At 39.5% G+C, this 21,976-nt stretch carries 19 protein-coding genes and 1 tRNA gene; 8 read left to right on the forward strand and 12 right to left on the reverse strand.

Translation table 11 applies throughout. The features are described from left to right. Positions 1–15 precede the first annotated feature (15 nt). From DMP02_RS06535 to speB, 4 genes are all read left to right on the forward strand, one after another. Positions 16–2,136 carry a RelA/SpoT family protein gene (locus DMP02_RS06535; RefSeq protein WP_126323338.1) on the forward strand — a complete coding sequence of 707 codons (2,121 nt, stop codon included), beginning with the start codon at positions 16–18 and terminating at the stop codon, positions 2,134–2,136. Positions 2,137–2,293: 157 nt separating this feature from the next. Beyond that, the gene (locus DMP02_RS06540; protein WP_126323339.1) at positions 2,294–3,460 is read left to right on the forward strand and encodes a type III PLP-dependent enzyme; all 1,167 of its coding nucleotides are present in this window, start codon (positions 2,294–2,296) and stop codon (positions 3,458–3,460) included. Positions 3,461–3,506: 46 nt separating this feature from the next. Further along, positions 3,507–4,559 carry a 1,9-bis(guanidino)-5-aza-nonane synthase gene (locus DMP02_RS06545; protein ID WP_126323340.1) on the forward strand — a complete coding sequence of 351 codons (1,053 nt, stop codon included), beginning with the start codon at positions 3,507–3,509 and terminating at the stop codon, positions 4,557–4,559. Continuing rightward, positions 4,559–5,440 (forward strand): agmatinase, encoded by an 882-nt coding sequence (gene speB, locus DMP02_RS06550; RefSeq protein ID WP_126323341.1) that lies wholly within the window; start codon positions 4,559–4,561, stop codon positions 5,438–5,440. Before DMP02_RS06545 ends, speB begins: the two co-directional genes overlap by 1 nt. Positions 5,441–5,487: 47 nt before the next feature. Here speB and panC read toward each other — a convergent pair whose 3' ends face one another. Together panC and panB are read right to left on the reverse strand one after the other, a co-directional pair. Beyond that, entirely contained in the window at positions 5,488–6,270 is a 783-nt protein-coding gene (gene panC, locus DMP02_RS06555) for a pantoate--beta-alanine ligase (protein WP_126323342.1), read from the reverse strand. Next, a complete protein-coding gene (gene panB / locus DMP02_RS06560) occupies positions 6,254–7,039 on the reverse strand; it encodes a 3-methyl-2-oxobutanoate hydroxymethyltransferase (RefSeq protein WP_126323343.1) in 786 nt (261 codons plus the stop codon). Before panB ends, panC begins: the two co-directional genes overlap by 17 nt. Positions 7,040–7,404: 365 nt before the next feature. Here panB and waaC point away from each other — a divergent pair, with 365 nt between their 5' ends. Continuing rightward, positions 7,405–8,352 (forward strand): lipopolysaccharide heptosyltransferase I, encoded by a 948-nt coding sequence (waaC, locus tag DMP02_RS06565; RefSeq protein WP_126323344.1) that lies wholly within the window; start codon positions 7,405–7,407, stop codon positions 8,350–8,352. Here the strand turns inward: waaC and DMP02_RS06570 are convergent. Further along, complete coding sequence (locus tag DMP02_RS06570) at positions 8,339–8,908, reverse strand: hypothetical protein (protein WP_126323345.1); 570 nt, start codon at positions 8,906–8,908, stop codon at positions 8,339–8,341. The genes waaC and DMP02_RS06570 overlap by 14 nt on opposite strands. 64 nt (positions 8,909–8,972) lie before the next feature. Between DMP02_RS06570 and DMP02_RS06575 the strand changes: the two genes are divergently transcribed. After that, entirely contained in the window at positions 8,973–10,982 is a 2,010-nt protein-coding gene (locus DMP02_RS06575; protein ID WP_126323346.1) for a primosomal protein N', read from the forward strand. 5 nt (positions 10,983–10,987) lie between these two features. Here the strand turns inward: DMP02_RS06575 and DMP02_RS06580 are convergent, their stop codons facing one another. The 8 genes from DMP02_RS06580 to DMP02_RS06615 form a co-directional block, all read right to left on the reverse strand. Then, positions 10,988–11,764, reverse strand: a complete 777-nt coding sequence (locus DMP02_RS06580; protein WP_126323347.1) for an outer membrane protein — start codon at positions 11,762–11,764, stop codon at positions 10,988–10,990. Positions 11,765–11,842: 78 nt separating this feature from the next. Beyond that, positions 11,843–13,216 (reverse strand): L-serine ammonia-lyase, encoded by a 1,374-nt coding sequence (locus tag DMP02_RS06585; protein WP_126323348.1) that lies wholly within the window; start codon positions 13,214–13,216, stop codon positions 11,843–11,845. Between the two features lie 63 nt (positions 13,217–13,279). Continuing rightward, positions 13,280–14,572: a hypothetical protein gene (locus tag DMP02_RS06590; RefSeq protein ID WP_126323349.1), complete on the reverse strand. Its 1,293-nt coding sequence runs from the start codon at positions 14,570–14,572 to the stop codon at positions 13,280–13,282. 98 nt (positions 14,573–14,670) lie between these two features. After that, positions 14,671–15,099 (reverse strand): lytic transglycosylase domain-containing protein, encoded by a 429-nt coding sequence (locus DMP02_RS06595; RefSeq protein WP_126323350.1) that lies wholly within the window; start codon positions 15,097–15,099, stop codon positions 14,671–14,673. Continuing rightward, the gene (locus tag DMP02_RS06600) at positions 15,096–16,490 is read right to left on the reverse strand and encodes an amino acid permease (RefSeq protein ID WP_126323351.1); all 1,395 of its coding nucleotides are present in this window, start codon (positions 16,488–16,490) and stop codon (positions 15,096–15,098) included. Before DMP02_RS06600 ends, DMP02_RS06595 begins: the two co-directional genes overlap by 4 nt. Before the next feature lie 7 nt (positions 16,491–16,497). Then, a complete protein-coding gene (lspA, locus tag DMP02_RS06605; RefSeq protein WP_126323352.1) occupies positions 16,498–16,980 on the reverse strand; it encodes a signal peptidase II in 483 nt (160 codons plus the stop codon). Positions 16,981–17,150: 170 nt separating this feature from the next. Next, the gene (gene ileS / locus DMP02_RS06610) at positions 17,151–19,997 is read right to left on the reverse strand and encodes an isoleucine--tRNA ligase (protein WP_126323353.1); all 2,847 of its coding nucleotides are present in this window, start codon (positions 19,995–19,997) and stop codon (positions 17,151–17,153) included. A gap of 98 nt (positions 19,998–20,095) precedes the next feature. Further along, entirely contained in the window at positions 20,096–20,545 is a 450-nt protein-coding gene (locus DMP02_RS06615; protein ID WP_126323354.1) for a pilin, read from the reverse strand. Positions 20,546–20,783: 238 nt separating this feature from the next. Here DMP02_RS06615 and DMP02_RS06620 point away from each other — a divergent pair, with 238 nt between their 5' ends. After that, on the forward strand, positions 20,784–21,011 hold the full coding sequence (locus DMP02_RS06620) for a hypothetical protein (protein ID WP_126323355.1): 228 nt from the start codon (positions 20,784–20,786) through the stop codon (positions 21,009–21,011). Positions 21,012–21,125: 114 nt separating this feature from the next. Beyond that, positions 21,126–21,201 (forward strand) — tRNA-Thr (locus tag DMP02_RS06625). Between the two features lie 181 nt (positions 21,202–21,382). On the opposite strand, the gene DMP02_RS06630 is transcribed toward DMP02_RS06625, so the two are convergent. Continuing rightward, on the reverse strand, positions 21,383–21,853 hold the full coding sequence (locus DMP02_RS06630) for an outer membrane protein (protein WP_232019637.1): 471 nt from the start codon (positions 21,851–21,853) through the stop codon (positions 21,383–21,385). Positions 21,854–21,976 lie beyond the last annotated feature (123 nt).

Raw genomic sequence — 21,976 nt, forward strand, 5'->3', positions numbered from 1 at the left:
TGGCGGGGATCCTGCATGCATCTGTTTAGTGAACTCAAACAAGAAGCGCAAGAATATTTACCACCCGATCAAGTCGAACGTATCTACCACGCTTATCAATTTGCCGCTAAAGCACATGCTGGCCAACAGCGGCATAGTGGCGATCCTTATATTACTCATCCGCTTGCTGTGGCTAAAATCTTGGCGCAAATGCATATGGATGCACAAACCCTGATCGTTGCACTCCTGCACGATGTCATTGAAGATACCGCTATCGAAAAAAATAGCTTAGCCAACACCTTTGGCCCTGAAATTGCAGAGCTCGTCGATGGTATGAGCAAACTCACCCAAATTCAATTTCAAAGCCGTGCCGAAGCACAAGCAGAAAACTTCCGCAAAATGCTGCTCGCAATGGCAAAAGATATACGTATCATTCTCATTAAGCTGGCGGATCGTTTGCATAATATGCGTACCTTATCCGTTGTTCCGCCGGAAAAACGTCAACGCATTGCGAGAGAAACTCTAGATATCTACGCGCCGATTGCGCAACGTCTAGGAATGCATGCGCTACGTGTTGAACTCGAAGATCTGTGCTTATGGAATCTTCATCCTTGGCGTCATCGTATTTTAGAAACCGCATTACAGAAAACTAGACGAAAACGTAAGGCATTAATAAGCAAGATCGAGGCTGAAATAAAAACTGCTTTTCAAAAAAACCACTTACGTCCCACTGCTATTTGGCAGAAAAAAAAGCATCTTTACCCTATTTATAAAAAAATGCGTGAAAATCATTTAGGGTTTAATGAAATTATTGATATTCCGATTTTTTGCATTCTTGTAGACAATATTGATAGTTGTTATCGTGTTTTAGGTACCGTTCATAATCTCTATAAGCCATTACCCGATCATTTTCATGATTATATAGCCCTACCCAAAGCCAATGGCTACCAAGCCTTACACACTACCTTATTTGGACCTAGCACTTCTATACACATTCAAATCCGCACTACCAGCATGGATAAATGCGCTGAACACGGCATCGTGAGTTATTGGTTAGATCAAAACAAGGAAAGCGAACTTAGGCCGCATTTACGCGCTCGTGAATGGCTAAAACGATTACTTGATATTCAAAAAACAACCTCAAGCTCATTAGAGTTTATAGAAAGTGTCAAAATCGATCTGTTTCCTTCTGATATTTATATTTTTACGCCTAAAGGCGATATCATTGAGCTACCCCAAAAAGCCACACCTATCGATTTTGCCTATGCGATCCACTCGGATATAGGAAACCATTGTGTTACGGTTAAAATTGATCAACAACCTGTCCCCTTAAGTACGGCATTACAAAGTGGCCAAACCGTGGAAATTATGACTGATCCAGAAGCCGTGCCAGACTCACGTTGGTTAAATTTTGTAACTACTGGACGTGCGCGTAGCCATATCCGTCAATTTTTTAAAGCCAAACAACATAACGAAGCCGTTCAACTAGGACAGCGTTTACTCGACAACACATTAAGCCCCCTCGGAAAAGAGAGCACACATCTATCGCCCAAACACAGCACTAAAACATTGAGTAAATTTCATTATGCATCCTTTGAAGATTTACTCGAAGCGATTGGATTAGGCTATGTTCACCCATTAATAATTGCTAGCTCACTGACAAATTTAAAAACAACTGCAAAAAAAGATAGTCCAAGTCCATTACCTTTATTCATTAAGAACGCAGAGAATAGTTTAATTACATTCTCTGAATGCTGCCGTCCTATTCCAGACGATGAGATCATAGGCTTACTCAACGCAGGTCATGGCCTTACAATACACTTACAACGTTGTAAATATGCGGTACGGTTATTGAAAAAAAACAAAGATCGCGCTATTCTCGTACAATGGGAAAAGATTACCGAAGGCTTTTATAAAACTGACCTCTATATTGAAATTTTAAACCAACGCGGCGCTCTTGCGCTTCTAACGAATCGCATTGCTAAAGCAAACACTAACATCGATAACCTCCGAGTTGAAAACCATGATAGAGAACATAGTATTATTCACTTCACACTATCCGTCAGAAATCGAAAGCATCTTGCTAAAATTATTCGCTTACTCCGTACTACTAAAGCTATCGTAAAAATTACACGTCACCGAGCACTTTCGACATAAAACCCATTACAACTGCAAAATAAGTAAATAACTCATCCAAAGCCACCTCTACACAGTCCTTTATTGAAAACGAGCTGGTACTTTTATTGACGTGGGGAGAGTATGTGCTATATTCATTCTCTCTTTCTAATCATCCTGTAGAGAGGTTTTATGCGAAATGAAACTTCAAACTATTGCTAGCATCGCAAAAACTTACCCTACGGAACCTGTTTTTGCCTTTAGACCGGCTAGTTTAACGCGCGCTATCAAGTTTTTTTGCACACAGTTCAATGGGCATATCTTATATGCAGTAAAAACCAACCCTGAAAAACATGTGATCCAATCCATGTACGCACAAGGTATTCGAGCGTTCGATGTAGCTTCCCATGAAGAAATTCGATTGACAAGAGAACTCGCTCCACAGGCCAAACTTTATTTTATGCATCCCATAAAATCGCCCTATGCTATTCAGCAGGCGTATTTTAACTATGGCGTTCGCCATTTTTCATTGGATTCTAGTGAAGAGCTGAATAAAATTTTGCGTGCTACAAAGCATGCGAAAGATCTTTGTCTGCACTTACGTTTAGCGATTCCTCACTCTTTTGCTAAACTTAATCTAGCTGGAAAATTTGGTGTTGGTTTACACCGAGCACCGGGATTATTAAAAAAAATTCGCAAAACTGCTTATAAATTAGGCACTAGTTTCCATGTAGGTTCCCAATGTATGCACCCCGATGCCTATCGTATGGCAATTCGCTTAGCACATAAAGTTTTAAACGATGCCAAAGTGGACATTGATTTTTTTAATGTAGGCGGTGGGTTCCCTTCGATTTATCCAGGAATGGTTCCACCCCCCTTAGAAAATTACTTTACCGCAATACACGAGGAGTTTTTTTCTGTTAAGAGCGATTATCCAGCCATTCAATTGTTGTGTGAGCCAGGACGATCTTTGGTCGCTGAGAGTACCTCGCTAATTGTTTGTGTAGAACTTAGGAAAAAAAATAAACTCTATATTAATGATGGAACTTACGGTAGTTTGTTTGACGCAGGTATTCCTCAATTTAACTTTCCTGTACGGTTGTTATATCAAAAAGATACAACAACTGTAAGTAATTTTCCGTTTAGTTTTTTTGGCCCTACTTGTGATTCATTGGATTATATGAAGGGTCCATTTTATTTGCCGCGCAATATAAAAACTGGCGATTACATTGAAATCGGTCAGTTAGGTGCCTATAGCCGAACGCTATCAACACAATTTAATGGGTTTAAACAACATCCAGGTATTGTTGTAGTCTCAGATGCACCCTTGTTAACCATGTACCCTAGTGAAATAGCAACATACTGATCTCATTTATCTACTTCAATATAAATTGTTAAAATGGGGAATTCTTATGGAAACTCAAACAGACTTGACAAGCCCATTAAAAAATAATTTTTTACAAAAACCGATAGAACACATCGATATTACGCGGTTTGACGCGCGTCCGATAATCGATGCGATGAAATATATGTCTTTTACTTCTCGTGATCTCGCGCGTGCGACACAAATCTTTAATCAAATGTTACGAGATGAAAAGTGCAGTATCATTTTAACTATTGCAGGCTCTACGTCAGCAGGGGGTTGCATGAAGCTCTATGCAGATTTAGTACGATACAATATGGTCGATGCTATTGTAGCAACCGGCGCAAGCATTGTTGACATGGATTTTTTTGAAGCATTAGGTTTTCGTCATTATCAAGGTAGTTCATCATCAAATGATCACCAGTTACGTGATTTATATATCGATCGGATTTATGATACTTATATTGATGAAGAAGAGCTACAACAGTGTGATCATACTATCTTTAAAATAGCTAATACATTAACTCCTCAAGCTTATAGTTCGCGTGAATTTATTCAAGCTATGGGAGCTTATCTTTCCCAGGGTCATGCTAAAAAACAAAATTCCTTAATCCAGCTTGCCTATGAAAAAAATGTTCCCATCTTCTGTCCTGCTTTTACTGACTCTTCAGCTGGTTTTGGTTTAGCGCTCCATCAAGTAAAAAATCCTAAAGCGCATTTAACGATTGATTCAATTCGTGACTTTCGAGAATTGACAGAAATAAAAATTAAAGCGGGAACAACTGGGTTACTGATGATAGGCGGTGGCGTCCCCAAAAATTTTGTGCAAGATACAGTAGTTTGTGCAGAAATCCTTGGTCAGAAAACAGATATGCATAAATATGCTCTTCAGATTACCGTCGCAGATGCACGCGATGGTGCATGTTCCAGCTCAACCTTAAAGGAAGCCTGTTCTTGGGGAAAAGTGGAAACCACTTATGAGCAAATGGTCTACGCCGAAGCAACTTCTGTTCTACCCTTACTCGCCAGTGATGCTTATCATCGTGGTTATTGGCAGCAACGCGCACGACGCCAATACACAAAATTATTTGAAGAAAAATAATGCAAGTTCTTGATCCTGAAATCGCTTTTTTAGGTTTAGCTGCAGAATCTGCGGTGAATTATAAAGCAGCCAAAGCCGTAATTATTCCTTTTGGTTTAGAACATTCTGTTAGCTATGGCTCTGGAACACGCCATGGACCAAAAGCCATAATTCAAGCTTCGCATGAAGTAGAATTATTTGATGAAGCAGTTTGGTGTGAACCTTATCAACGTATCGGTATAGTAACATTGCCAGAACCAACGATTGAAAAAAATATCTCAAAAGCATTAGATCAGCTCCAAAGCTTAGTGGAACAGACATTGCAGTCTAAAAAATTTCCCTTTGTTTTTGGTGGAGAACACTCTATTACTGCGGGTTCAATTCGTCCCTTCATTAAAAGGTACCCTGATCTTATCATTTTACATTTTGATGCCCACGCTGATTTACGTGATGGCTATAAAGGTGAACACTTTTCCCATGCCTCTGCCATCCGTCGCTGTCTCGATTATCCTAACATAGAGGTCGTTTCCATTGGAATCCGCAACATTTCAGTAGAGGAAATTCTATTTTTAGAAAAAAACCTTCACCGAATTCATATCTATTGGGCTAAAGATAAAAAAATTTGGGATCTGCAAGAAATATTTTCTTATTTAGAAAACCGTCCTATTTATCTTACATTTGATGTAGATGGATTTGATGCCAGTTTAATGCCTGCAACAGGTACACCTGAGCCCGGTGGTTTATTTTGGGACGAAGTACAAACCATTATTACAGGAGCAAGTAAACTAGGAAAAATAGTGGGTGCCGATATTAACGAATTAGCACCTATTCCTCATTTTCATAGCTGCGATTTTTTAGCTGCAAAATTAGCTTATCGTATACTTTCCTCAGCTCTTTATTAAGATATACCACCATTTAGTAATACTAGAAGCTACAAAATCTATGCTCTTTATATTTCGTTATTTCTCGCAATTATAAACGATATATTATCAATCAGTCTTACATCGCCTAACCAAACCGCTGCCAAACGCCGGTCCCATTGATCAGCAATATAATCAACCTTAAATCCTAAATTTTCTAGTTGTGTAACCGTTAATGCTGAATTTTGCACTTTTTTTAACATCTGTGCAAAATGGCCTGCTTTTTCACGTTGTTCTGCTGTTAAACATGAATTTCTAGAGCTCAACGCCAATCCATTTTCCGCACGTACGGTTAAACAAGACACAATTTCTGTTTCTAAAAATAGTGCCTGTGCCATTTTTTTTATGAGTAATAATTGCTGATAATCTTTTTCGCCATAATACGCACGTGTCGGTTTAACTATATTTAAATATTTCAACACGACCGTTAACATACCGTTAAAATGACCTGGACGAAATTTTCCTTCCAGCATTTGGCTTAATTCAGTGGTTTCACTAATTTGTATCTGATAATCGTCAGGATAAATAGCTTGTTTATCTAGCAAGAGTAGATAATCAACTTTTTGTTTAGATAATAAGCTTTTGTCTTTTTCTAAGGTACGTGGATAACTGGAAAAGTCTTCATCGCGATTAAATTGTGTAGGGTTAATAAAAATAGCCGCAATAGTCATGTCATTTTCTTGTTGGGAACGCGTACACAAACTTAAGTGACCATCATGCAAATGACCCATGGTATGCACAAAACCAATACTTTTATCGTGTATTTTTTTTCTTAAAACTCGCCATTCAGCAATACTAGTAACAATGTTCATAGCTTGGAAATTCTCTTTGTTTAACGGATTGAACATATTGATTAACACTTTCATTCAGTAAATGACTACCACTTAAGAAGTGTTTGACAAATTTAGCCTTGAAATCCAGGTTTAACCCTAAAAGATCTTGTAATACTAAAACTTGACCATCGGTATCTGAGCCAGCACCAATTCCGATAGTGGCAATATTTAAAAGCTGTGTAATCTCTTTTGCTAAGGGTGCTGGAATACATTCCAGTACCAATGCAAAACAACCTGCTTCTTGTAAGGCTAAAGCATCTTGTTTTAAACGCTCAGCGGCAGCCACGGTTTTTCCTTGAACTTTATAGCCACCTAATACATGAACAAATTGTGGTGTTAAACCTAAATGTCCCATCACGGGAATGCCTGATTCAACTAAATGAGAAATTAAAGTGAGATTCCCTGCGGCACCTTCTAATTTAAGTGCATGTGCACCTGCACGCATTAACGTTTCAGCAGCAGAAACACTTTTAGATAGTGATTTACGATAACTTAAAAAAGGAAGATCGCTGATAATAAACTTATCCCTTGCGCCACGACTCACTGCTGCCGTATGCAGCTCCATCATCGTCAATGTAGCCATCACAGTATCCTTAAAACCATACATGGTCATTGCTAGGCTATCACCTATCAGTAACGCATCAAGCGTAGAATCATTGAGAATTTTTGCCGTGGTATAGTCATAGCAGGTCAATACGGCAATTTTTTCCTGCGCTTGTTTTTTTTGGGTAAAAAGCTGGCTGCTCATTGATAACCACCCTGTAAAATACAGACGTGGCGATGCATCATCACTCTAGGTATCTGTCGCATGATCAAGTCCTCATCATTAGATTCTTTATATGGAATAGTCTCACTTGTCTTTGCCTGATATACTCTCAGCCATTGGATTTTTGGCAAGGCGCCGCGAAAATGAAGCAACCGGCGTGTATAAAACATACATGAGGATTGCGAATTGAGCGGGAACGCAGCAAAAAACTCAAGGACATAAGAGTATAGGTCAAAGCAAGCTCAACTTAGTTTAATGCAGCACCCCCTTCTTCGCAAGCAAGCAAGCAAGCAAGCAAGCACATTTTATGCTAGCTTAACAATCTTTATCTAAACTATGCTTATTTCATGCATGTATTAATCGTAAAAATGTCTTCTATGGGCGATATTATCCATACCTTGCCCGCTATCAATGATGCCAATACCGCATTGCCTGGCATCCAATTTGATTGGGTGACTGAAGAAGCCTTTACCGAAATTCCAATGTGGCATAAAAATGTGAAGCAAGTCATTCCCATCGCTTTACGCCGATGGCGAAAACAAATTTATCAAAGTTTACGAGAACATGAGGTTCAGCAGTTTTATAAACAACTACGACGGCAACACTACGATAAAGTACTTGATGCACAAGGCTCGATCAAAAGTGCCGTCACAACGCGCTTAAGTCGTGGGTATCGGGTAGGCTTCGATAAAAATTCAGTCAGAGAGCTTTTTGCTAATCTAGCTTACCAAAAAACATTTTCCGTACCCTGGAAACAACATGCCATAGCTCGTAGCCGCCAATTATTTGCCAAAGCGTTTGGGTATACTTTAGCTAACACACCGCCTTGCTATGGCATCGATAAAACACATTTACACCTAACAAAATTTACTTTACCCGAAAATTATCTAGTATTTGTGCCCAATGCTAGCTGGTCTGCTAAATGCTGGCCTGAAACCTCTTGGTATTCCCTTGCAGAAAAAACAGCACAAGAAAAAATACCTGTTTTTATTCCCTGGGGTAACGAAGAAGAAAAAAAACGCGCTTCGCGAATTCGTAACAAGCACTCAAATGTGACAGTATTACCCGCATTAAGCTTAACTGAGCTTGCCAGTGTAGTGTTACACGCCAAAGCTGCGGTATGTGTGGATACAGGATTAAGCCATTTAGCCGCTGCTTTAGAAGTTCCCAGCATTACTTTGTATGGGCCAACCGATCCACAATTCATAGGAACAATGGGAACATCACAGATTCATCAACCCTTAGACGCAAGCGTAGAAACTATATGGCAATTGCTTCAAACTATCTTAAACTGAGCTTTAAATCATCTTTTATAGGGTTAGGAAGAGGTAATTCATCAATTTTTTCAGTTTGAGTAGCTTTCTCTTTTCCAAATACATTATTAATAAACAAATTATACTTCCCTAACTCATAGAGAGAAGCTGGATGGTTATAGGCATATTTAAATAAATAAGCACGGGATATTTTATTATCCTGATAAAGCCTCTTTAAAATAGCAGGTTTATCCGCACCTTTTATAGCATTTTGCCAAAGCGCAAACTCTTCTTGGGAAAGAAAATTTGAATAGTGGTTTTTATAATCTTGGTATCTTTCATGTAAAAACAAAATATCTGTAACGCGTTCATTATATTGCACATCCTCATAATAAACGATAGCATGGCACCCGTGTTTATAAACGCGACAAACTGATAATTGATAATTATTAGCCATAATATTAGCTAAGCTATATCCAAAATTATTAAATAAACTTTCTAATGGCTTAGCAGCCTCAAAGGAGAGATTAACATCGTATTCAAACTCCAATAGTTGGCTTTTCTTGTCATAACTTATAGTGTAATTTACGTTTGGCATTGGTTCCTTCTAATTATGGCTATGCTAACTCACATTAATATATTATGCAAGGCTAATTAAATAAATGGCACTTATTCTTCGAATTGCTCTTGCAGTGCCAGTCGCTCACTATTTTGATTATTTAGCGCCAGTAAGTTTACCTTCAATTCCGCTAAAAAAAGGGTTACGCGTATTAGTTCCCTTTGGGAAACAGGAAAAAATAGGCTTTTTGATTGAAGTTAGTGAAACTTCAGAATTACCTACTTCACAGCTAAAAACTGCCATTGCTATTCTCGACCAGACACCACTGCTACCTGATACCTTATTACATTTGCTTGAATGGACAAGCCGCTATTATCACACGCCTTTGGGTGACGCGTTTACAAATGCTTTTCCAACATTATTGAGAAAACCCAAAAAAGGCAAACCCTTATCGCTCGCTGCTATACCTTTAGAAAAAAATGATGCTGTTAAAATTAATTCAACAACCATCACTTTAAATGCTCATCAACTATCAACAGTCACCACCGTAACGCAGTCACTCGGTCAATTTAAACCCTTTTTACTGCATGGTGTGACAGGAAGCGGCAAAACCGAAGTTTATTTTGAAATCATCGCAGCGGTACTCAAACGCAAAAAACAAGTGTTGGTATTGCTACCTGAAATTGGTTTAACGCCGCAAATGCTAGCACGTTTTCAAGAGCGTTTCGCTGCACCTTTGGTGCTATTTCATTCTGGACTCACCGATAAACAACGCTTAAGGCATTGGCTATTAGCTAAAAGTGGCGAAGCGGCCATTATCATGGGTACACGCTCTGCTTTATTTACCCCGCTTCATCGCCCTGGCCTTATTATTATCGATGAAGAACATGATGCGTCGTTTAAACAACAAAAAGGATTACGCTATCATGCACGTGATTTAGCATTGATGCGCGCTAAATTTGAAAATATTCCGATTGTATTAGGATCAGCCACGGCCTCTTTAGAAAGTTTGGCCAATGCAAAACAACAACGATATCATTTTTTATCATTACCAAACCGCGCGGGCTGCGCTATTTTACCGAAACTTCGTTTTATTGATCTACGCCATCAAAAACTTGAACAGGGATTTTCACCCCTACTATTACAAAGCATGGCGCAACATCTAAAAAATCAGAGCCAAGTACTTTTATTTTTAAACCGCCGTGGTTTTGCACCACTGACAATTTGTCACGCCTGTGGATGGACAGCCAATTGCCCACATTGCGATCAAACAATGACTTTTCACAAAAAACCTGCGCATTTACAGTGCCATTATTGTGGATATCGTTGCCCGCTTACTACACATTGTCCTGCTTGCAAAGAACCGCAGTTAGTCGTTTTAGGTCAAGGTACACAGCGCTTAGAAGAAACTTTGAAAAAACATTTTCCGGATGTTGGAATAGTACGACTTGATCGTGATAATACGCAAAAAAAAGGTAGCTTAGAGGACTTATTAAAAAATATACATCAAGGAGACAGTCAGATTTTAATCGGCACGCAAATGCTCGCAAAAGGACATCACTTTCCTAATGTGACCCTGGTTGGTATTTTAGAAGCGGATGCTGGATTATTTAGCGCTGACTTTCGTGCTTTAGAACGAACAGGACAACTTATCATGCAAGTCGCAGGTCGTGCCGGCCGCGCTGATAAACCAGGGGAAGTACTCATTCAAACCCATCATCCCGAACATCCTTTGTTACTGCAGTTAGTAAATGAAGGCTATTTGAATTTTAGTGAAAAATTACTGCAAGAAAGGCAAACAGCCCTGTTACCGCCTTACAGCCATTTAGCATTAGTGCGGGCTGAGGCCATCACATCGGATTATCCATTGGCATTTTTAAATGAAATAAAACAACACGCCACACAGTTACAAAACAATGTTACTGTATTAGGCCCTATTCCTGCTTTATCGCCACGTCGCGCAGGCTATTATCGTGCGCAATTATTACTACAAGCAAACAAACGCAATGATTTACACAGCTTACTAAAACCATTAACCAAATTAATACCGGGTTTAAGTAATCATCGTCGCGTCCGATGGTCTTTGGACGTTGATCCGCTCGAAATTACCTAGCAAAATTAAGCAAAAAGATAGCGCGCCTTTAGGTAAAAGCTATTCGCATGCAAATTGGCATTTTTTAATTCACCCAACGAAAATACAGGCCCAAGACCATTTGCAAATACCTTATCTATCTTATTTTTTCCAAAATCATCAAAGAAGTAACCTAAACTTAGCCAAAAATCATCTTTTACAATAAAATCTACACCTCCACCAACGCTATAACTGAAATCACTCGAGTGGGTTGTAGAACCCGTTAATTGGTTTGCAACCTCAGGTGCATTGACAAATAACTGACTAATTCTATTAAAGGAAGCACCCATACCAGCGGTAAGATAGGGCATGAATCTTTTCCATTTATAGATATCGGCTTTCGTCATAATAAGCCAACTTTCCTGTTGCATCCGGTAAGTATAATCAGTGGTATTAATGGGTGCTGTATTCGAAATTCCAGCTACATTAATTGGCGCCGTATAACGATGCTGCAGACCCACATTTAAATAAGGAAACCATGGAGAATCTTGCGTCCATTGGTAGCCTATTCCAACAAAGAAAAAGGGTGTGCTATAAGAAGTAAGCGTAGTAAGAGTACCAAAAACTAATCCGTTATTCTCTAAAAAACTATTACTACGCGCATAGTCATAGGTTTTACCTACGCCTAAATCAAAATATAAACGGTGCGGATGATGGTAATGTGGCTTGATACAACACGGAATAGGTGCAGCGTAAAGCAACCCCGGCACAAAATATAACAACACGCCCAACACTAAAGCACTGATTACTTTAAAAAAACACATGCTACTTCCCTGTTTATAGCCTAGCTAACTCAAATAAGCTAAATATAGCTTAAAAAACTATAAATGCTATGAGTATAATCAGCACTCTGGTACATTCACCGCTAAGGATTTCGCCAATCCACCTAAGGAAGTTTCTTTATAAATGCTCATCATGTCCCTCCCTGTTACAAACATTGTTTCTATGACTTTATCTAAAGAAACCTTTTTATTTTTACCATCTTCCATTAATGCTAAATAGGCTAGTTTAATTGCTTTTTCTGCGCCCACGCCATTACGTTCAATACAAGGAATCTGTACTAAACCCGCAACAGGATCACAGGTCATTCCTAAATGATGTTCCATTGCCATTTCTGCCGCATTCTCGATTTGTTCTAAAGTGCCTCCTAGCACGGCTGTCAAAGCCCCTGCTGCCATGGAGCAAGCTACACCAACTTCGCCCTGACAACCCACTTCGGCGCCTGATATGGACGCATTAGTTTTATATAACAAGGCAATCGCACCAGCCGTTAATAAAAAATCAGCTATCGTTTTTTCGCTAACGTCTTCATAAAAATGGCGATAATAAGTCAACACGGCTGGAACAATACCGGCTGCACCATTCGTGGGCGCCGTTACAATACGACCACCGGCTGCATTTTCCTCATTCACCGCCATCGCATAAACCGTAGGCCATAAAAAAGAAGCTGTTACTGTAAGCGATTTCGGTGTTTCTTTATTTTTTAGTTTTTTATAAAGTTCGGGTGCGCGACGCTTAACCTGAAGTCCACCGGGTAAGTTTCCTTCAGCATGACAGCCTTTTTCTACACACGCTTGCATAATGTTAGCAATGGCTAGCAAATCAGCACGACTATCTCTATCGGGCGCAAGCGCTTGCTCATTGGCAAGCATAATGTCAGCAATAGTTAATCCATGCTCCTTACATAGACTAAAAAGCGCTTTAGCATTATTAAAAGGATAAGGGACTTTAACGGATGACGAGGGTTTTCCAAATTGTTGCTCAGTAACAATAAAACCACCGCCAATTGAATAATACACTTGGCTTTTTAATAGCTCACCTTGCGCATCAAAAGCAGTAAATCGCATGCCATTGGTGTGTAAAGGCAATAATTCTTTTTGATGGAATAAAAAATCGCTTTGCTCAGAAAAGGGAATGATTTTTTTTCCGCCTAGGTGTATCTGCCGTTGTGCTAAAATTTGCTGGATACGCTCAGGCAATTTCTCAGGAACGACTTTATCAGGCAAATTCCCTTCTAGACCACTTAAGATAGCGCTATCGGTAGCATGGCCACGGCCGGTTAAGGCAAGGCTGCCATAGAGATCGATTTGTACTCTTTGAACTTGGTCCAAAGACAAGTCACTAACAAACTCATAGGCTGCCTTCATAGGCCCTACTGTATGGGAGCTTGACGGACCAATACCAACCGAAAACAAATCAAAAATACTAACCGTCATAAATGCGTCCTCTCATTATTTTAAGCCTATTTTAGCGCTTTTATGGGTGAAAGAAAGCTTTTATTAAATCGACGATACGCGCAAACACCTTGTTTGAATATTTATATAAGCCCCTTCACTGGTAATAGATAAATCCGGCAGCGAAATGCTTAATTTAGGCTTAATAACCTCGCTAAATGCAATGCTATGACGCCGAGTTATTTCACTTGTTTGTTCTACCTGCTCTAAATGACTTAATGTTTTCTGATTAAGATTAGCATTATCTTTATTTTCAGTTTTGGATTTTTCTATTGTATTCGTTTTTTCTGCTTCAGTTGTCTCTGTTTCTATTACGAGGTTAGAAGGGCGCATAACACCATCTATCACACGACCTATTCTTGAAAAAAGTGCTGCAATAACACTCGTGCTGGTAATCGTAATCATAAAAAGTGTAGCACACACTGCAATCGGTGCTACCGCTAAACCACCTGTCAATGCTAAACCAGCAATAATAGTTAACGTTAATAAACATCCCATCACTACGCCTAAAAAAGCACCTCGGTACTCGTGCTTACGTGCTTTTATACGCTCATTTAGCAGCTCATCCTGAGCACCTAAACCATGGTATTTTAAAAAACAATACGCTTTAGAAAAATAATCAAAAAAAGAAGCGGCTGTACTTGTGATACTTAAAACAAATGCTAAGGAAAAAAGCACTTTATGTAACACAAACAGATCAAAAAAAGCTTTACTAATACCCGCTACAGCCACGAAAGGCAAAGCACCTGTAGTGATTAACATCGCAATTAAACTCAAAGAAACTAACAAACCCACAATAGCCCCAACTAAAATGGCTTTTTTTTCTTGTCGTAAACGTGTGCCATCGATGGAGCTACCTAATCGATTAAACAAACCACCCAACGCACAGGCATAGCCTAATATAAAGAGAAAGTATGCAAAATAAGAAAATATATTTAAAAAAGGTACTGCCACATGTAAAGCAATGCAGGCAACAGCCAGTCCCATCCCCAATAACATGCCCACGGGGGTAAACTGCTTTTCTTGAGGGCCTATACGCCTGCTCATCAACGCTTCTGTATTTAAGAGTGTGCTAACCTTTGTTTTTTGCTCATTTTTTGTTTCCTGTGCCGTCAATAAATTTATCAACCGGCCTATATAGGCACCACCCGCTATAAAGCTAGCATATTCTGCGGGAACACTGAGCAAGTTTAAAAACCACTCTGATTCGAGTAGTCCTGGTGTAACAATCAGTAATGGTAGCAATAAAGAGAGTCCCAGCATTGAAACTGCACCAATTGCTAAACGCTCGTTATCGAGTTTGCTTAACTTATCTTTAATTTTGTGTAATCTTGACAAGCCGATGCCCCAACTGTTTTTTAGCAAAAATATATTCTGCTAAGAATAGTGATTTAAACTTAAATAAATATGAAGTTGACTCCGAGCATAGTATTTAGTTACGCATTCCTTGTATTAGAATTGGACAGATAATGAGAAAGTAATTGATAGACTTCAGAAACTTTTTTTTGATAACGATAATTCAACGCCGTTGTATGAGAATGATAACCACCTATACCGCGCCAGGTTGTAGAAGCATTCGCTATATTTTGACTTAGAATCCATGTCCCTACCATCACATTCGCACAAGGATCATATTGCAATTGCTGCTGGGTATAGCCATATTGCTGAATTTTTGCCAGCCAAATAGAATTAATTTGCATGGGGCCATAATCAAAGCTGCCATTTTTATTAGACGAGGCTAAACCAACTCGCCCGCCTTCTATTGCCAAAATAGAAAGAATTAACTTTGCTGGAACATGATAAGTGACCGCCGCCTGGTTAATACATTCAATGGGAACGCCATGAATTTCTAATGCACTTATCATAGGTTTAAACCGCCTTGCGCTTTAGCTACTAAATAAGGCGGTAGACAAAACAATAAAATACCCGCTATTAAAATAGCATCAAATTTCAAAAAACTGTCTGATGCAACACCTACCGGTGGAAAAAAACCAATCATAAATGTCACGGTACAGGCAAGTAAGCCCAAACCCGTAACGACCCAAATACCTAGTTTTCCTCCAGGGATACGATAAACCCTAGATTGACATCCTGATTTATAACGCAAGCGCAAGGCCGCTAAAAATAAAATAATATAAAATAAGACCGCTAATTGTGCCGTCATCACACTTAACAACCAATACGCTTCATTCACAGTAGGAATCAATATAAAAAGGCTGGTTAACAAGGAAACTAAAACACCTTGCAACAATAATAAATTAACTGGCGCACCAAAACGATTGAGCTTTAATAGACATCTTAATCCTTCTACCTTGCTTTCAAAACTAGCAATCAACAGTCCGCGAGTCGGTCCTATTACCCAGGTTGATACACTACATAAACTACCCATAATAATCAGTGCTATCACAATGGGAATAAAGAAATTTAAATGATAATTTGTAAAGAATAGTACATAAGCATCCGTTAAACCCGATAATATATTTAATTGTGATGTTGGGACAATTAAAGCAATCGATAAAGAACCTAATATCAGTGTTAGCAAAATGAGTCCGGCCGACCAAAATAAAGCACGCGGATAATCTTTTTGCGGGTTGCGCACATCGCCGGCGTGCACAGCAGACATTTCTAAACCCATCAAACCAAAAACAATGTTGGTTAAGAAAGCAATATTATTAAAATCTGTTAAATTTGGTAATAACGCATGTGTAGAAAAATGCATCGCTAACGGATTCGCGCCTTTAATCCAAAAAACCGCTAAAGCAATCATAAAAAGCATAGGGATTAAGGTACCAATCAATGCCCCAATGCTGCTAAGCCAGTTGGAAACCCGTAAACCCAAGCAACTTAAACCTGTAACAGACCACCAAATAGCCAATACCAACCCTAAAACAAATCCTTTATGCTGAACTAATTGAGGATTAAATAAATAAGCGACAGCAGCAATAACAAAAGCTAAAATCGTTGGATACCAAACGACGTTATAAACCCATTGTAACCAGATGGCAAACCAACCCCAACGTGCACCAAAAGCAGTACGAATCCAAATATAAGCACCACCCGTGCTTGGCCAAGCGGTTGCAAGCTCCGCTGTAATAAGCGCGGTGGGAATAAAAAAGAAAACCGCTGCCAATAAATAAAAAAAGATAAGCGAATAACCAAACTGCGCCGCCACAGGTAAGGAACGCAAACTATCCACAGCAATAACATTCATCATTGCTAAACTAAAAACGCCCAGTGGTTTAATTGCAGTCTTCATTGGCCAATTATTTTTTTCCGGACTTCTTATAACTGGCGATTACCCACATAATCGCACCAATTGAAATAGCCATATCAGCCACATTAAACGTAGCAAAGTGCCAATAGCCAATACAAAAATCGATAAAATCAACCACGTACCCTAAGGTTAAACGATCATAGAGATTACCGATCGCGCCACCTATAATCAATGCGATAGCACAGCCCACCCATTTAGAAACCCCACCACGATACAATAAGCGCATTAAATAAAGGCTAACGCCTAAACTAATCGCCACAAATAACCAACGTTGCCACCCATCTGCCCAACCTAAAAAGCTAAACGCAGCACCTGGATTGTGTGTCAAAATAAAATTTAAACAAGGAAATACCGGAATAATACTCGAAGAATCTAGCCAATAGCTCATCCATGCCTTACTGACATAATCGAACACAACCACTAAAGCACTTAACCAAAGCCAAGAAAGTTGGCTTGTCTTTCTATTTTGCATAATATTTTATTTTAAAATTGCTGTGAGTATACTCAAAGCAATTGGATTTTCGGCAAGGCGCCGCGAAAGCGAGCAACCGGAGTGTATGTAGAATACATGAGGATTGCGAACTGAGCGGCAACACAGCCGAAAATTCAAGTGCGAAGAGTATATACTATTTTTTATAGGGCTTAAGCGTAACAACGTCTCTCTCCTTTTCCATCGGGAAGATTATCTACACAACGTTGACAAAGCGTAGGATGCTCAACAATTTGGCCTACATCCGAACGCCGATGCCAACAACGTGCACATTTCTCTTTATTTCCCACCGTAGAAATGACTCTTATTCCTATTTCATCATCGTTTATTTTAATCTGAGTCATCGGTTCAGAGGACATTGACGTCACAAGTCGGGCATCCGAAGTAATCAATACAAATCGTAATTCGTTTTGCAGCGCGCTTAAGCATACGGCTAAGCTGGAATCGGGCTTAACATAAAGTTCTACTTCGGCTTCTAAAGAAGAGCCTAATTCACCGGCAATGCGACACTTCTCAATGGCCTTATTGACCTCATTACGTATTTGAATCAATAAATTCCAATAGCTCTGACGATTCCATTGCTGATAAATCGGCTCTAAGGGATCTTGTTCAAACGAAATAGGTAATACATACCATTCGTTTAAAAACACCGTTTTTTCTCTTTCTCCAGGTAAATATTGCCAAATATCTTCCGCTGTAAAACTTAAAATAGGCGCTAGCCAACGTACCATGGCTTCAGCAATATAAAAAAGCGCGGTTTGTGCAGAACGACGCGGGATACTTTCTTTTTGTAAGGTATATTGGCGATCTTTGATAATGTCTAAATAAAAACCACCTAAATCATTAATACAGAAATTATGTAATTTCTGATAGATGCTATGAAATTGAAACTCTTCATAAGCATTAATAATTTCTGTTTGCAGAACATGAGCCCGCTCTATAATCCAACTATCCAACGATAAAAGCTGGTTAGACGAGACGCAATCAGTCGCTGGATCAAAATCATGTAGATTAGCCAATAAAAAACGAACCGTATTACGAATGCGTCTATAGGCTTCTGCGGTACGCTTTAAAATCTCATCCGAGACCGCTATTTCTTTTCTATAATCGGTTGATGAAACCCACAAACGCAAAATATCTGCGCCTAAACTTTGAATGACTTTATCAGGCGCAACCACATTACCTAAGGACTTAGACATTTTGTGTCCTTTTTCATCCACGGTAAAACCATGGGTTAGCACTGTTTTGTAAGGCGCCTTTCCATTCATCGCAACCGATGTTAATAAAGAGGATTGAAACCAACCACGATGCTGATCAGAGCCTTCTAAATATAAATCGGCCGGCCAAGCTAATTCAGGGTTTTGCATTAACACCGCATAGTGTGTCACGCCGGAATCAAACCATACGTCCAAACAATCGCTTAGTTTTTCATATTCTTTTGCTTCTGCTCCTAATAAATCTTCAGCGTTTAAGTCATACCACGCATCGATTCCCTTTTCTTCAACTTGCGCCGCAATTTTCTCTAACAAATCTAAGCTTTTTGGGTGCAACTCCCGCGATGCTTGATGTACAAATAAAGGAATAGGAACACCCCAACTCCGCTGCCGTGAAATACACCAATCTGGTCGATTAGAAACCATCGATTCTATACGCGCTTGACCCCACTCTGGAATCCAATGGACTTGTTTAATAGCGGCTAAACTATCTACACGTAAGCCCTGTTGCTGCATACTGATAAACCATTGTGGCGTTGCACGAAAAATCAATGGTGATTTATGTCGCCAACAGTGCGCATAACTATGTGTTATAGATGCCTCACTTAATAGGTTTTGCTGTTCTTGCAACACTTCAATCATATGTGGCGTTACTTTAAAAACATGTTCCCCAGCGAACAAAGGCGTATCCGGTAAAAAACAACCATTGTCACCGACGGGGTTGGCCAGTGGTAACTTATATTGTTGTGCAACCCAATAATCTTCTAAGCCATGTGCAGGCGCCGTATGTACCGCACCGGTTCCTGCTTCTGTCGTCACATGTTCACCTAAAATAAGCGGCACTTGACGGTGATAAAAGGGGTGCTGCAACAAAATACCTTCGAATACCTTACCTTTCGCTTGGCCTAAGCGTTGATAATCACTTATTTTGTAACGTGCCAAACTTGTCTCTAATAAAGCGTCGGCAAGCAATAAACGCTCTGTTTTGGTTTGGACTAACACATAATCAAGGTCAGCATTTAAAGCCACTGCTTCGTTAGCCGGCAAACTCCAGGGTGTGGTGGTCCAAATAGGAATAACAATAGGACCATGGCCCGTGGGAGCCGTGATTCGATTTAAAAAATCAGCTTCATCGATCACACGAAAACGTACATCAATCGCTAACGAAACTTTATCCGCATATTCCACTTCTGCTTCCGCTAAAGCAGAACCGCAATTAACACACCAATGCACTGGCTTAAAGCCTTGTTGTAAATGTCCTCGGCTAATCACTTGGCCTAAAGCACGAATAATATTCGCTTCAAATTTAAAATCCATGGTTAAGTAGGGATGTTCCCAACCCCCAATAACACCTAAACGTTTAAATTCGTCACGTTGAATAGCAATTTGCTTCTGAGCATATTCTCGACAAGCTTGACGAAAAGCCTTCGCCGTTAACTTACCGCCAACAGCCCCATGTTTTTTCTCAACATTTAATTCAATCGGCAAACCATGACAATCCCAGCCGGGCACGTAAGGCGCATCAAAACCACTCAAGGTTTTGGCTTTCACAATGATATCTTTTAAGATTTTATTAACCGCATGACCAATATGGATGTGCCCATTCGCATAGGGCGGGCCATCATGAAGAATATACTTTGGCTTACCGTGGTTTTTTTCACGCAACTGTTTATAAATCGCTGAAGATTCCCACCGTTTTAAAACGGCCGGCTCTGCATTAGCCAGATTCGCCTTCATAGGGAATTTAGTATGAGGAAGATTTAAGGTATTTTTATAGTCAGTCATGTCATCCGCTCAGGCGCCGAGTTAGCGCGCAGCCTTCCGCCCTTAAATTAAAAGGGTTTAGGATAACATGCTTGAAGCGTGTTCAGTAACAAAAAAAGCTATTCGACCTTACACAAACCCTGTTGCACGCAAGTGCCGCTGATATCCCAGCGTAATTGCCCATCTGCTTGATAAGTGGGGGTTAAGATATAGGTAAATTGATCGAGCTTATTCACGCGAATACGTTGTGAAGTCGCAATAATCTGGCCATTTTTACCCATTTCTACGCTAGCCACATAGCCTTTTGCTGGATCTTGGGCCTTGAGATTATTGGGCAAGCCATTTTGGCCTGGGCCACCGCAAGCACTTAAATTACCGTGTTCTTGTACGCACGTCGCCACGGCTAGCTTGAAAGGCCCCGTCGCTTGAATAACCTCAGAAAACTTAGCGCGGTTACTATAATTTTGATAGCTAGGAATGGCAATCGACGCCAAAATACCAATGATAGCGATAACAATCATAAGCTCCAGTAGCGTAAGCCCACGTTGGTTTTTTCTGATTGTTTTCATCGTCCAGCGCCCCTAACTAAGTTTTATTTCAAATCAAGCTACATTTAAAAATGCAATATAGCCCTCTAGTCTAACAAGGCTTTCTTGTTTAAACCATAGCTTATCTTTCAACCTGTGAAGGCTCCTTCATTTTTCACCACGTATAGCCACTCATTTTGAAGCCAGCTGGCAACCTTCTAGCCGCAGAAGAAAAATAGGGGATGGTAAAAAAGTTGATATATTAACCATTCGAAAGCATGTGCCTAATTTCACAGCGCACGATGCAGTTAATATTGCACAAAAACAAAATTATAAAAAAATCATTTTTTCCTTTTGCCGTTCTGGTAATGACAGTACCCAACTAAAAATCTATCAGGCTAGTAATACCCTCGTATTAGCAAAGCCAGTATTTTATACTTGGGAAAAAATTGAAGAAATGCAGGCCGCCAGATTGGCCGAGGCAAAACCTCGACCTACGCTAGGCTAATATTTATTTTAATGCCACAAAGTGGGTAGCTGGTACAGCCCCTTCATTAAGGGTCTAGAGAGTAAATTGCTAATCGCGCTTAAATTGCCTACAATGCGGGATCTTTTAGAGAAGGCCGATGTAGCTCAGTCGGTAGAGCAACTGATTCGTAATCAGTAGGTCGGACGTTCGATTCGTCTCATCGGCACCAATGAAATCATTAATAATCAACGCCGTGTATCAGGCCCAGGAAATCCGAGAACAGAAAGGATTATTTTCTCTTAGCTTAATAATCGTAATCAACTAGAATTTTTTTAAAAAAATGACCCTTTTTACATTTAGGATGTCACTCAGATTTTTCTAGATTTATAGATAATCACGAATAAATCTTCTTAACCAAATATAAAACGTCCAGTTAACTGAACACTTTGGGACGTCAAATTTCTGAAACTAAAAGGTTGCGCAAGTGAGTTTAAAAAATCATCGCTTCCTATACCTGGTAAAAGTAAAAGCTTATCCACTACAACACGACCAAAATTATTATAATTATATCCTAAGCTTAGCCAAAAATTTTTAATTACTAAAAAATCCAATCCGGCACCCACTTGATAGCTAAAACTAGTCATTTGTAAAGAAGAAGCTGTAGACACTGATATCAATGGATTATCTGGATCAATGAAAGGCGCTTGTTGTTTACTTTCATTCCAAGAAGCACCCAAACCTAGGTTGACATAAGGCATAATGCGGCCCCAGCGATAGATATCCATTTTTAAATTAGCGAGTAGACTATTTTGTGATAATATCTGGTTAGTCGTTGTATTTGTATCTATGAGACCAATAGGAGATAGCACGTTAAAATTCATAGGTATTTTTTTCTGATAAGCATTGCTGTACTGATAGTGCATCCCTACACTGACAAATGGAAAATAAGGTGAATCAGCCTGATAAGCATCCTTCCATACAAAAACGGTTTCTAGTGTGATGTT

The sequence above is a fragment of the Candidatus Rickettsiella viridis genome, assembly GCF_003966755.1.
Classification (GTDB): Bacteria; Pseudomonadota; Gammaproteobacteria; order Diplorickettsiales; family Diplorickettsiaceae; genus Rickettsiella_B; species Rickettsiella_B viridis.

What these genes read in the sequence shown, in the direction of transcription:
- DMP02_RS06535 (WP_126323338.1), top strand. Translation starts at nt 16, where the DNA reads ATGCATCTGTTTAGTGAACTCAAACAAGAAGCGCAAGAATATTTACCA.
- DMP02_RS06540 (WP_126323339.1), top strand. Translation starts at nt 2,294, where the DNA reads ATGAAACTTCAAACTATTGCTAGCATCGCAAAAACTTACCCTACGGAA.
- DMP02_RS06545 (WP_126323340.1), top strand. Translation starts at nt 3,507, where the DNA reads ATGGAAACTCAAACAGACTTGACAAGCCCATTAAAAAATAATTTTTTA.
- speB (WP_126323341.1), top strand. Translation starts at nt 4,559, where the DNA reads ATGCAAGTTCTTGATCCTGAAATCGCTTTTTTAGGTTTAGCTGCAGAA.
- panC (WP_126323342.1), bottom strand. Translation starts at nt 6,270, where the DNA reads ATGAACATTGTTACTAGTATTGCTGAATGGCGAGTTTTAAGAAAAAAA.
- panB (WP_126323343.1), bottom strand. Translation starts at nt 7,039, where the DNA reads ATGAGCAGCCAGCTTTTTACCCAAAAAAAACAAGCGCAGGAAAAAATT.
- waaC (WP_126323344.1), top strand. Translation starts at nt 7,405, where the DNA reads ATGCATGTATTAATCGTAAAAATGTCTTCTATGGGCGATATTATCCAT.
- DMP02_RS06570 (WP_126323345.1), bottom strand. Translation starts at nt 8,908, where the DNA reads ATGCCAAACGTAAATTACACTATAAGTTATGACAAGAAAAGCCAACTA.
- DMP02_RS06575 (WP_126323346.1), top strand. Translation starts at nt 8,973, where the DNA reads ATGGCACTTATTCTTCGAATTGCTCTTGCAGTGCCAGTCGCTCACTAT.
- DMP02_RS06580 (WP_126323347.1), bottom strand. Translation starts at nt 11,764, where the DNA reads ATGTGTTTTTTTAAAGTAATCAGTGCTTTAGTGTTGGGCGTGTTGTTA.
- DMP02_RS06585 (WP_126323348.1), bottom strand. Translation starts at nt 13,216, where the DNA reads ATGACGGTTAGTATTTTTGATTTGTTTTCGGTTGGTATTGGTCCGTCA.
- DMP02_RS06595 (WP_126323350.1), bottom strand. Translation starts at nt 15,099, where the DNA reads ATGATAAGTGCATTAGAAATTCATGGCGTTCCCATTGAATGTATTAAC.
- DMP02_RS06600 (WP_126323351.1), bottom strand. Translation starts at nt 16,490, where the DNA reads ATGAAGACTGCAATTAAACCACTGGGCGTTTTTAGTTTAGCAATGATG.
- lspA (WP_126323352.1), bottom strand. Translation starts at nt 16,980, where the DNA reads ATGCAAAATAGAAAGACAAGCCAACTTTCTTGGCTTTGGTTAAGTGCT.
- ileS (WP_126323353.1), bottom strand. Translation starts at nt 19,997, where the DNA reads ATGACTGACTATAAAAATACCTTAAATCTTCCTCATACTAAATTCCCT.
- DMP02_RS06615 (WP_126323354.1), bottom strand. Translation starts at nt 20,545, where the DNA reads ATGAAAACAATCAGAAAAAACCAACGTGGGCTTACGCTACTGGAGCTT.
- DMP02_RS06630 (WP_232019637.1), bottom strand. Translation starts at nt 21,853, where the DNA reads ATGAATTTTAACGTGCTATCTCCTATTGGTCTCATAGATACAAATACA.